The 10928-nt window shown below is 53.8% G+C and carries 11 protein-coding genes and 1 pseudogene; 8 read left to right on the top strand and 4 right to left on the bottom strand.

The annotated features are described in order from the left end of the window. Positions 1–252 precede the first annotated feature (252 nt). Positions 253–519, top strand: a complete 267-nt coding sequence (locus tag AC19YR_RS23975) for an antitoxin Xre/MbcA/ParS toxin-binding domain-containing protein (RefSeq protein ID WP_080761430.1) — start codon at positions 253–255, stop codon at positions 517–519. A 442-nt stretch (positions 520–961) separates the two neighbouring features. Then, positions 962–1150: an AbrB/MazE/SpoVT family DNA-binding domain-containing protein gene (locus AC19YR_RS23980; protein WP_034138156.1), complete on the top strand. Its 189-nt coding sequence runs from the start codon at positions 962–964 to the stop codon at positions 1148–1150. Positions 1151–1493: 343 nt separating this feature from the next. Here the strand turns inward: AC19YR_RS23980 and AC19YR_RS23985 are convergent, their stop codons facing one another. Continuing rightward, complete coding sequence (locus AC19YR_RS23985; protein WP_034138157.1) at positions 1494–3191, bottom strand: phosphoethanolamine transferase; 1698 nt, start codon at positions 3189–3191, stop codon at positions 1494–1496. A gap of 490 nt (positions 3192–3681) precedes the next feature. On the opposite strand from AC19YR_RS23985, the gene AC19YR_RS23990 reads away from it, so the two are divergent. The 3 genes from AC19YR_RS23990 to AC19YR_RS24000 all read left to right on the top strand — a co-directional run bounded on the left by AC19YR_RS23990 (position 3682) and on the right by AC19YR_RS24000 (position 5494). Further along, complete coding sequence (locus tag AC19YR_RS23990) at positions 3682–4020, top strand: zinc ribbon domain-containing protein (RefSeq protein WP_400631106.1); 339 nt, start codon at positions 3682–3684, stop codon at positions 4018–4020. Between the two features lie 55 nt (positions 4021–4075). Beyond that, positions 4076–4981: a cation diffusion facilitator family transporter gene (locus AC19YR_RS23995; protein WP_034138158.1), complete on the top strand. Its 906-nt coding sequence runs from the start codon at positions 4076–4078 to the stop codon at positions 4979–4981. A gap of 162 nt (positions 4982–5143) precedes the next feature. Next, complete coding sequence (locus tag AC19YR_RS24000; RefSeq protein ID WP_034138159.1) at positions 5144–5494, top strand: DUF3147 family protein; 351 nt, start codon at positions 5144–5146, stop codon at positions 5492–5494. A 33-nt stretch (positions 5495–5527) separates the two neighbouring features. On the opposite strand, the gene AC19YR_RS24005 is transcribed toward AC19YR_RS24000, so the two are convergent. Beyond that, positions 5528–5854, bottom strand: coding sequence for a DUF2790 domain-containing protein (locus AC19YR_RS24005; RefSeq protein ID WP_034138160.1), 327 nt, complete (start codon positions 5852–5854; stop codon positions 5528–5530). Positions 5855–6543: 689 nt separating this feature from the next. Here AC19YR_RS24005 and AC19YR_RS24010 point away from each other — a divergent pair. Beyond that, a complete protein-coding gene (locus AC19YR_RS24010; RefSeq protein WP_034138161.1) occupies positions 6544–7218 on the top strand; it encodes a heavy metal response regulator transcription factor in 675 nt (224 codons plus the stop codon). Next, positions 7215–8633: a heavy metal sensor histidine kinase gene (locus AC19YR_RS24015; protein WP_034138162.1), complete on the top strand. Its 1419-nt coding sequence runs from the start codon at positions 7215–7217 to the stop codon at positions 8631–8633. The genes AC19YR_RS24010 and AC19YR_RS24015 overlap by 4 nt, the downstream gene beginning before the upstream one ends. Positions 8634–8687: 54 nt before the next feature. Here AC19YR_RS24015 and AC19YR_RS24020 read toward each other — a convergent pair whose 3' ends face one another. Further along, entirely contained in the window at positions 8688–9275 is a 588-nt protein-coding gene (locus tag AC19YR_RS24020) for a hypothetical protein (RefSeq protein WP_059395177.1), read from the bottom strand. Positions 9276–9538: 263 nt separating this feature from the next. Here AC19YR_RS24020 and AC19YR_RS24025 point away from each other — a divergent pair, with 263 nt between their 5' ends. Beyond that, positions 9539–9760, top strand: coding sequence for a hypothetical protein (locus AC19YR_RS24025; protein ID WP_059395178.1), 222 nt, complete (start codon positions 9539–9541; stop codon positions 9758–9760). An 82-nt stretch (positions 9761–9842) separates the two neighbouring features. Here AC19YR_RS24025 and AC19YR_RS24030 read toward each other — a convergent pair. Beyond that, a pseudogene (locus tag AC19YR_RS24030) lies at positions 9843–10814 on the bottom strand (phospholipid carrier-dependent glycosyltransferase); the annotation flags it as partial. Between the last annotated feature and the right edge of the window lie 114 nt (positions 10815–10928).

Here is a 10928-nt window from a genome sequence, read left to right on the forward strand (position 1 = left end):
GCGATATCAGCCATTTTTTGATGCATCGCTACAACTGGATTCGGCCTCATCAATTCAACGATGGGTTGGCTCCAGCGCGGGCTGAGGAAAAACTTAACGTCGTGTCCGGGATTAGTTGACCACTACATTTTGCGAAGGCGGGTACAGACGCAAGGAAGGTTTCTCGACATAGCAGCACATGCCGGCAAAGGAATGGAACCTGTTGGCCGAATTGCCGGTTGAGAGATAGGCTTTCACCTTTGAGGTTTGCAAATGAAGGATCCTCAGATATTAGCGCTGTGCCCATGCTCGCCGCAGGGGTGCTGGAGCATCGACCACCGAAGCTTCAAGGGCAGGTGCGAAGAAATCGTGCATCTGGCAACGCTGGTGCTTGGCAGTCGAGTGCTTGCCGCGCAATGGCTGTACAAGCCAGCAATCGGGCTAAGGCATCAGTCACCTTGCAGCACCTTGGTGACTCGATCGGGCTACCAGCAAGTTGTGACACTCCTAGGACGAATTGAACACGGTGTCTACACTTAACGCCGTTGGGTTCCATGCCAGAGGACCTGTCTACATCTCGTCTGACATAGGATTAGCTGTGTCTATCGCAGGATCTAACTCGAACCGCATCAAGCGTATGCCTAAGGGGAAGCCCCTTTGTTAGGAAGGTATTCGAGCGAACGGGCTCACGCTCCGCGGTAAACAAAGCTCTGTCTCGGATGGTGCTCAGTGGTTCGATAGCGCGGTCATTAGCGACTGGCTGCTTGCGACCTCAAGCAGACACGGCCCTAAGCTGAGTTGTCAGCGCCATCGCCGCCAGCCGGAAGCAGGATTATCACTAAACTCCTTCATACTTGCGAAAGCAGAGCTTGCCGGTGCTGGCTCCAACATCCAGCCTTCGCAGTGGGTCGAATGCTGCCAGTAGGGGGCAAGTGGGCGTAGGATGGAGGCTTCCCCATCAGCTCATAAGGAGCCGCCCCTTATGAATGAATCCGTGCGGACAACCTTGAAATGCCAAGAACCAGGTGATGGTACTGGGGATGTCATCACTGACCTCCCGGACGATATCCTCGAACGCATGGGTCTCAAAATCGGTGATTCCCTGAGCATACAGCTGATAGGCGGGAGCATAGTGCTAAAGCCAATTAGTGATGCAGACGCCCAGCCCTAAGGCAGCTTTCGACCCACAGCGGTCGTTGTCGACCGGCCGCTTCATAGGTCGATTACGCTCAGTCGCCACCTGCTGCGACCCAGGTTACCCATGACTAGAACGGCAGCAACCGAGATGCCAGCCTAGGTCTCAACACTGGTCAATGCGCTTGATTGGCCCGAATTGCTTGAACGTACACTGCAGGCGCATCGCTCGCGGTACAAACGGATCGTGGAACACTGCGGTGGCAAGGTCGACATTCACAGCGAGCAAAACCTGGGCAACCAGATTCAACTGACTTTTCTGCTCTCCAATTGAATATTGCAGCTGATACGAGCGAGTATTTCAATCGCACTTCGAGCATTCAGAGGCCGGAGTACGTGCTTCCGGCCAAGGGCTTGCAAGGGGCAGTGAAGTCTAGGGCTGAGCGATACGAGGATGTCTGGACGCTCATCATCCCGAGCACCGTGTGGAACAGGTTGTCATGGCTCAATGGCGAGTTTGTCTGGGCTTTCAAGCAGCCCATATTCAGCCGTTCGCTCTTCGCGATAGAGTCAGACATCCAGAGCACCATTGGCACCTTGGTTTGCTCGTCCGGGGCCATCGCATAGGGCAGCCCATGTAGGTAGAGGCCACCCTCTCCCAGTGACTCCCCATGATCCGAGACGTACATGAGCGCAGTGTCGAATTTGGTGTTCGCAGCCAGGATGTCGATCAGCCCGGCCGTTACGTAGTCGGTGTAGAGGATCGAGTTGTCGTAGGCATTGATCACCTCCTGCTGCTTACATTTGTCGAGCTCATTGGTCTCGCAGACCGGCTCGAATTTCTTGAACTGCGAGGGATATCGCTTGTAGTAGGCTGGGCCGTGGCTGCCTTTGTAGTGGAGCACCAGGACAGCATCGCCTTCCTGACGGTTGATGAAGTCCTCCATTTCCGAGAGCAGCACCCCGTCCTTGCACTCGTCGCTGGTGCACAGCTGAGCATCCGCATGTTGGGTAGCCTTGTGGTTAGGCACCCGGTCACAGACCCCTTTACAGCCCGAATTGTTGTCAGTCCACATTACGCTGATGCCTGCGCGCTGAAGCACATCGAGTAGCCCTTCTCGGCTCTTGGCCAAGCCGTCCTTGTACTCATCCTTGCCGACGTCCAGGAACATGCACGGCAGTGATACCGCGGTGGCGGTGCCGCAGGAACTCACATTTGAGAAGCTTATGACATTGCGTTTTTTCAGTTCCGGATTCGTATCACGGGAGTAGCCATTGAGGGAGAAGTTGGCAGAGCGTGCTGTCTCCCCCACTGCCAGCACCAGCAGCTTGGGTTTGCGAGCTGCTCCCTGCCTTTTCACTACTGCATCGGTACCGATGGTGGTCAGTTCTTTCGGCGTGGCCAACTGACGTTTCAGGTAGCCATGACTGGCCGCAAACAGGTTGGTGGGAACCAGAATGAGCCGAATCTCCCGGTTGTTGCGCAGCAAGGACGCATAAGACTGGTATTGGCTCAGCACAATGCCGGCAAGGGTGACTAGGGCAAGCGAAAGGACAATGAGTCTACTGGCCAACGCTTTGATCCAGGGCTTACGTCGGAGCGGCACCTGACTGATCAGGTAAACGGGCAATCCCCCTACCATTGCCACCCAGAGGCCGAGCTTCCAGTTCAGTAGCTCGGAGACCTCACTGACGTCGGTCTCCACGACGTTGGTGAACATGGTGTAATCAATGACGATGCCGTAAGCATTCATGAAGTAGCTGGCGAAAGCCGCACTGATCAGGATCAGGCACAGTAGCGGTTTGGCGAGCCGTGCCCATGACAGCAGACTGAGTATGGTAAACACCCAAGCAAACACAACAACTGGCAGGCTACTCGCGAGCAGCCAATTAACTTCATCGGCATTGAAAATCAGCCGCGTAAGAACACGCCAAAGCTCAGCGTTCGTAAATAGCAACAACCAAAGAGTTACCAGCCCGATGAGCAGATTGGTGCTGATGCCTTTTTGTCGAGTACTGCGAATAGCAAAGATCAATCTACTGAACAGGGTGTGAACAATGGATTTCGAAGGTGTCATTATCAAACTCTAGGAGGCTGCTGATCCATGACGCATGGCTATGGAATCCTCGGTAGCTACCAGGCAAACCATCGACAGATACTGTGCGAAGGTGGGCGTGCGGAGCGCCAGAGACCCCGAGCCCTATGGCTTAAGGGCGCTTAGGATGTTTGAGGCAAAAGAATTGAATGAGAAGTAAACTCTCGCTAGGCGCATTATTTCCGGAACACGATAACGACACGATGACCTCGTGATTACAATGCTGTCAGAATCGCAGCAATGGCTTTTTTGATTGTGATCGACCAGGCTATGATAAAAAATCGGACACGTTCGACTGCTGTGTGGTTAGTGCCACCCAGCGAATTAAATTAAATTTCATAAACAAAATGGGCTTGTTTTGTCGTACGCTCATTTTGAACTTTTACTTCAATTTAGAAGTCTTTCTCGCGAGCAGAACACTTCCTTAACTTTTGCCCGTGCTTATGTCACTTATCAATGAGGGACGAACACCATGAGCTTTTTCAAGAACATCTTGGGCGGCCACCACGGCCGGGGAAACCACGGCGGTGGTAAGCACCACAGTGGTGGGCACGGGAGCGATCGGCATGACCGCTATGACCAGCAGCAGAGCTGCGACGGCAATGACCGGGTAATTGACAGTGGGCGGGCAACATCCCAAGCCCCAATCACTGATCTGCAGCCTTGCAGGCAGTGCCGGACCGCTAACGCCCCATCTGCGCGCTTTTGTCTAAACTGCGGAACACCACTATCGAGTGGCTGCAAGGCCTGCGGCTCCTCGCTGACGTCAGGAGCGAAATTCTGCAGCCAGTGCGGCCAAGCCACGCCTTAGCGCCTGGCCACCCTGGTAAGCCAACGCGACCACCCCCCTGCGCAAGGAGAAATACGTGGGATCGAATCATGATCATGGCAGTGCAGCAGTACGTGAGGGACATCAGAAGAAGCTAGTCATGGCATTGGCCCTGACTGGCAGCTTTATGATTGCTGAAGTAATCGGTGCATGGATAACCGGCAGCTTGGCGCTGCTGTCGGATGCATCTCACATGTTCACTGACACCGCCGCCTTGGCGATATCGCTGATTGCGCTCCAGATAGCCAAGCGGCCGGCGGATCAAAAACGAACCTTTGGCTATGCGCGGTTGGAGATCCTGGCCTCCACGCTCAACGCAGTCCTGCTCTTCCTGGTGGCAATGTACATCTTGTACGAAGCCTACCAACGCTTCTTCATGCCGACGGAGATCGCCACTGGCGCGATGATGTGGATCGCGATCGCTGGCCTGATCATCAACCTTATTTCGATGCGTCTTCTGGCATCTGCCAGCAACGAGAGCCTCAATGTCAAAGGGGCTTACCTCGAAGTTTGGAGCGACATGCTCGGATCGTTGGGCGTAATCATCGCGGCTCTCATTATCCGCTTCACTGGCTGGACCTGGGTCGACACGATTGTCGCTGTTGCAATCGGCCTCTGGGTACTGCCGCGGACATGGCAGCTGCTTCGCGAGAGCCTGGGCATCCTCATGGAGGGTGTCCCAAGGGGGCTTGACGTCGCGGCAATCGAGACCACCATCCGCAACGTTGATGGCGTCACTGATGTACACGATTTGCACGTTTGGGCCGTCAGTAGCGGCAGCAACGTGATGACTTCGCACGTAGTAGTGGGTGACACAGCAGATGGAGATGCCGTGCTGGCGGGCGTCGTGGAAGCGGTCAGCGATGCGTTCGAAATCCACCACTGCACCATTCAGATCGAGCGCGCAGCTTTCCACCAGAGCATGCCGTTACCGTCGCACTGATCGGTTGGTAACCACCTGGTCAACGCACCACTCTTCAAACAGAGAGAGTGGTGTCGTAAAGGAAAGATCGGGAATGATAGGCGTCAAAACGGCAGGAGCACTTCGTGAGCGCCTTGGGAAGATTCCGACAGACTCTCTCGAGTGCCCGTAGGAGGTTCAGCAATGGCTTGGATCATCACGAAGTACTTAGTCACTGCCGGAATAGTGATTCTAGTATCAGAGCTGGCAAAACGTAGCGACAAGCTGGGTGGCCTAGTTGCCGCTCTGCCTCTGGTCACGGTCATGACGCTGATCTGGCTGTACTTGGAAAACCAGAGTATGGAAAAGATAGCTAATCATGCCTGGTATACGTTCTGGTACGTCCTTCCAACCCTGCCAATGTTTATCACTTTTCCGGTGCTGCTGCCCAAACTGGACTTTTGGCCGACGCTTATCATCAGCATCATCATCACCATGGTAAGTTTTGGGGGCTTTGCTCTGCTGCTACGTCGTTTTGGCATCGAGTTGCTGTGAGCTAAGCGCCGGGGGCAGCAAGTGGGTGGCCGCTCACCGACTATTAACGCACTCGCCTTTCACCAGGTAGCGAACCATGTGCAATTCGCCCTTCGAGTCCTCGTAGGCCATCATGCTTTTCACGTTGCCGCAGTACCGCACGTTGGGCGACACGTACACCAACTTCCCAACGTCCAGATTCATGCCATAGGTGTAGTCTTCAAGCTCTGGCATGGGCTTCTTCACGCTCTGTGCATAGCGCTCTGTAGCCTGCCGAGCAGACTGCTCAAGATCCTCATTGATCTGCACGCTACTTAGAGCATCTGTCGACAGCACAGAGAAGAGCATGAATACGGCAATTGCAGATCTAGTGGTTTTCATGAGAAGTCCATTAATAAAAAAGCGCCCACGGCGGGCGCTAAAATTCACCTTACCAAAGGAGCGTATGGTTCCAAGGTGAATGCATTGGCGTGAGCAGGGTTTCGTTACTCCCGCCATGCTGCTCCGGATGAGACGACTCCAAAGCAGCGCTGCCTGTGTGCTGTACTAAAACTAGCAAAGGCGGCTAACGACAAGATGATTGTGAAATTACAATTTGGACATGTAATAGATTGTAAAGTAATTATCTGCACTTTCGACGGATCAAGAAATCATAGCCGCGCGCAGCGCAGCGCATCCTGCGATGCCACTGATCGGTGGTTGGCAACGAGCTCTTGGTAGCTCCCCAAGGAATTTTCCTGGCAAAACAGAACGGCTTGGCAGAAATGCCGCCTTTTACGACCGAATTCACATGCCAGCTACTGAGTGCTCAACCGGCTGAAGGCCGCTGAATCCGCTAAGCTCAAAGGGTATGCCGGTATGACTGTCAGCAATCTTACGGCTACATTACAAATTTGTAGGATTTCGCCACGGCCAGCTTCTTCGCGTTAAGATTCAAGCGTCCTCAGGTGACCACGGCGTATGGACAGAGGTAGCGACTACCGCATGCCATGCACTCAGCCGAACCTTTAAACAGCCTGCAAACCTCTTGGCGGATTGGCCAATTCCTTCTTCACACCTTGAGATAAGTCATGCGCGTTCTAGTTGTCGAAGACGAAATTAAAACTGCGGAATATCTTCAGCAGGGCCTATCCGAAAGCGGGTATGTCGTAGACATTGTGCACAACGGTGTTGATGCCCTTCACCTATTCAACGTCAATGTCTATTCGTTGGTTCTCCTCGATGTGAACCTCCCAGGTATCGACGGATGGGATCTGCTGGAAACCATCAGGAAATCCAGCCGGGTCCGCATCATCATGCTCACAGCCCGTGGTCGCATCAACGACAAGCTCAAGGGATTGGATGGCGGCGCGGATGACTACTTGGTGAAGCCCTTCGAGTTTCCCGAGCTGCTTGCTCGCATCCGTTCTCTCCAGAGACGTGGCGATGAACTCGTCGAGAAGAGCTCGCTGAAGATTGCCGATCTGGAACTCGACTCCGTGCGCCATCGAGTTTTCCGTGGTGGCACACGCATCGATCTCACCACAAAAGAATTTGCGCTCCTGCACCTGCTCATGAGCAGGACGGGTGAAGCGCTGACTCGTTCCCAGATCATCTCTCTGGTCTGGGACATGAATTTTGACTGCGACACCAACGTCATCGATGTTGCGATCCGGCGATTGCGCTCAAAGATCGATGACCCGTTTGAAACCAAGCTCATTCATACGCTTCGTGGCGTTGGGTACGTTTTCGAGGAACGCGCATGAGTCCGTTCAGCCTGGCTGCAAAGCTAGGGTTCAAAGTCGGGTTGATGAGCGCAGCATTACTGCTTCTGTTCGCGACCTTTGGCTACTTGATGGTGGGTCAAGCGCTGGAAAGAAATGCCAGAGCAGACCTAGAAGTGAAGATGGCAGGCATGGCTCACAACCTGTCCACTATCAACGATATCTCCGGCGTCAACGCGGATGCGCACCAGCTAGTTGATTTGGTCATGGGCCATAACAACCTGTACGTGAGCATATTCGATACATCAACAAAGCAGGTACCTTTGCTCTCGATAGGCTCAAAGCAGGTCAATCTGGAGGTGCACAAGTTCCAGCCGGCTGCGCAGCCTAAAGAGCATGAATGGCGTGATACCCAGGACCGCCCACTGTTGAGCGCTTCTCGTATCATGCGCTTAGCCGATGGAACCGAAGTCAGCGTCTACATGACCATGGACCAGTCATCCAGTGAGGCCCTGCTCGATGCATTGCTGACCTGGGCCCTGATGATGTCGCCCGTCATCCTCGCATTGATCTTGGCCATCGCTTGGTGGACCGTGCGCCGCGGACTGCTACCTCTGACCAAGTTCTTGAAAGTTGCCTCGAAAATCTCCACCGAGAGCCTGGACCATCGCCTGCCAACGGATGGAATGCCCTCAGAGCTTAAAGAGCTCGCTGACGGCATTAACATCATGCTGGCTCGCCTAGATGACGGTGTGCAGCAGCTTTCTCAATTCTCTGACGATCTTGCTCACGAGTTGCGTGCACCGCTTTCCAACCTGATGGGTAAGGCCCAGGTTGCCTTGACCAGAGAACGATCGCTTCAAGAGTACCGGGAAGTGCTGGAATCGTGCACAGAAGAGCTGGACCGCATGAGCCGGATGGTTTCCGACATGCTGTTCCTGGCTCAGGTCAGTCACCCAGCATCCATGGTGGAGTTTGAACCCGTGTCGCTGGTCGACGAGGTTGAGCGTGTATGCGATCTCTTCAGCATTTCGGCAGAAGAAGGCGAGATCCAGCTGCAAATCTCTGGCAATGAGGACGTAGTGCGCGGTAATCGTCTCATGATTCAACGGGCCGTCTCGAACCTGGTGTCAAATGCTATTCGCTACTGCCCACGCGGCCGCACGGTCTACGTGAAGGTGCAACACGGTACGAGCGGTACGACATTGAGTGTCGGCAACCCGGGCCGGGGGATCGCGAGGGAACACCATGCGCATTTGTTTGAACGTTTCTATCGAGTGGACAAGAGCCGAGCACGGAGTGAGGGCGGTACCGGTCTAGGCTTAGCCATCGTTCAGTCGATTATGAGCTTGCATCAGGGCTCGGCGAGCGTGGAAGTAACCGAAGAGAACTTCACGTGGTTCCACCTTCACTTTCCCGAAGCCCAGTTTAAAGAACCTGTAATGGCTGCTGCTTAACCAGCGCAGACATGCATAAGCCCGTCAATTGACGGGCTTTTTTGTGTGCAAGCATCAGTGCCTGAGGACCACAGGCTCCATGGGCGATCGCAAAATCACCGACTTTATGATCCTCTGCTCCTCTGGATTGGCATTCCTCCACAGTTGGGTGAAATACTGCGCGTTCACCCTTTCCTGAGCGCTTACGCTGGCAGCAGTGTCTATAAAACGCATCGTCGTGTAGACACTGATCAACCCCAGGATGAAGAACGCTGTTGCCACGACCATCACATAACGTTTGGCCAAAACCGGGGCACGCTTGAGCTCCAGAATGGAGATATTGGCAGCCTTAGTCGCTGTAGAAAGCTCCGCGATTAGCGGTTTAATGGCCGTGTCGACTCCCCGACACGCGGCGGAATATGCCTCTGCCGCAGCTCGCAAAGCGACCTCTTCGGCATTCGACCAAGCTTTCTCGGCCTTCCGCACCTCATCTTGTATCTGCCGGCCGACAGTATCGACCTGCTCCACAAGGTCGTTCGACTTCTCCAGCACGGCGCTGCAGGTACGTGTCTGAGCGGTCAGCTCATCAATTTGGACAGTGAGCTTTTCAGTGCTTCGACGAAAATCACCGATCGCAACCGCCCAGGGCTCTATGTCATTCATGGCTATCTCCGAGAGCGGCCGAAAGCCGCACTGATTATTTAAGTAGATATCAAAATTGTAATTTTAGGGAAAATTTAACATCGCCCTCAGCAATGCCGAGATAGACATGATCCTTCCAGATTTGCAGATTTAACGCATCATCCCGGCCGCCAAAATTACGGAATTGTAATTATTGACTCACCTTGTCGTTAGCTTCGCGTTCCTAAACTACAAACCAACAAAGGCCGCTAATCAGGCGGACCTAGTAAAAACCGAGGCTCACAATGAAATTTGTCAAATCGATCGCTATTGGCAGCCTGCTGCTTGGTCTCACGGGTGTCGCTTATGCCGAAGGCGGCTACGAGAGAGCGAAACAGTTCAATGAAAACTTTCGAACTGAACAGGCTCGCCTATGGAGCGATGACTCTTCGGATCAGAACAAACAGCAAGTCGCTCAAGAGCAAAAGAAAGAAAGCAAGGATGGTAAGGAACAAGCCGATAATTAATCGGCGGTTAAACAGGACTCTAAATGACGAAAGCAATTTACAAAAAAGCCAGGGTACAACCTGGCTTTTTTGTGTCTGGAATTTAGCCTTCGTCCGTACGAGACGCTCCCGCATCAATTTCTCCAGCCAATCCGTTGTTACTTTGCTGAGCGTCCTTCCAACGACACAGCATTAGCTGGCTGGCGTTTACTTCGGTGATCTTGACGCAGCTCAGGTTGACAGGCAGTTCAGCGTTGCTGTCACGCAGGCGCCTGGATAGGTAGAACGAGCTATCACGTGGCCACTTAGCAGGATCCTGAATGTTCTCTGACTTCCCGCTGCTGTAGAACTCCGACGAATACGAGCGACGGCCAGGGTAGATCAGCGGAGCCGACTGAGCTGACTGCAAATCACTCCAGGCTTCAACCACATCTCGCTGGTTCTGAGGTCGCTGCTCCATTACCCCTGCAATGATGATCCCCGCACCTACGATTGGGAGTACTACAGCGCTCGTAGCGGCAGCCCAAGTGGTCTTCGGGCCTGCATCGCAGATCCGTCCAGACAACAACATGGCCCAGGCTGGTAGAGATGGAAGCAGGTAGGTCCACAGAATGTTACCGGCGAATGTAAAGAATATGGGAGTTGCCAGCGCCCAGAGCCAGAGGTAGGCCTCGAATCGCTGCATTGATCCGCGCTTGCGAATCAGCAGAGGAAGAAAGAAAGCCCATGGCAATAGCGACAAACCGAGCTGAATCCAGATGGTGCCGTATGGCTTGGCATGAGCGCTGCCATAGAGGTCTCCAGCCCAGTTGCTGACGACGTAACGACTCCAGTGTTCACCAACGAAAAAGTATTGCATGAACCCCGGCGTTTTCATTTCGGCCGCGATATACCAGGGCAAGGATATACCGAGCATTAGGACAAGGCCGCCGATCCAGGGAAGTATCAGCACTCGCCCCCACTCTTTATAGAGAACCACCCACACGAATGCTGGCGTGCCCATAAGCACCAAAATGAGCGGACCTTTAGCCAGTAGGCCCAGGCCCAGCCCGGCGAACATCATGCGTATTTCGGCCTATCGTGACCGCCCGTTTCGGTACATCGTGACCGACCATTTCGCTAACGCGTGACCGCTCATTTCGCTAACAACGTGACCGATTTTCCGCCTGTTCCGAAACAGCCGGTCACG

Source organism: Pseudomonas sp. MF08817 (assembly GCF_059862705.1).

Coding starts and splice junctions, on each gene's coding strand:
- AC19YR_RS23975 (WP_080761430.1), top strand. CDS start 253: ATGAAGGATCCTCAGATATTAGCGCTGTGCCCATGCTCGCCGCAGGGG.
- AC19YR_RS23980 (WP_034138156.1), top strand. CDS start 962: ATGAATGAATCCGTGCGGACAACCTTGAAATGCCAAGAACCAGGTGAT.
- AC19YR_RS23985 (WP_034138157.1), bottom strand. CDS start 3,191: ATGACACCTTCGAAATCCATTGTTCACACCCTGTTCAGTAGATTGATC.
- AC19YR_RS23990 (WP_400631106.1), top strand. CDS start 3,682: ATGAGCTTTTTCAAGAACATCTTGGGCGGCCACCACGGCCGGGGAAAC.
- AC19YR_RS24000 (WP_034138159.1), top strand. CDS start 5,144: ATGGCTTGGATCATCACGAAGTACTTAGTCACTGCCGGAATAGTGATT.
- AC19YR_RS24005 (WP_034138160.1), bottom strand. CDS start 5,854: ATGAAAACCACTAGATCTGCAATTGCCGTATTCATGCTCTTCTCTGTG.
- AC19YR_RS24010 (WP_034138161.1), top strand. CDS start 6,544: ATGCGCGTTCTAGTTGTCGAAGACGAAATTAAAACTGCGGAATATCTT.
- AC19YR_RS24015 (WP_034138162.1), top strand. CDS start 7,215: ATGAGTCCGTTCAGCCTGGCTGCAAAGCTAGGGTTCAAAGTCGGGTTG.
- AC19YR_RS24020 (WP_059395177.1), bottom strand. CDS start 9,275: ATGAATGACATAGAGCCCTGGGCGGTTGCGATCGGTGATTTTCGTCGA.
- AC19YR_RS24025 (WP_059395178.1), top strand. CDS start 9,539: ATGAAATTTGTCAAATCGATCGCTATTGGCAGCCTGCTGCTTGGTCTC.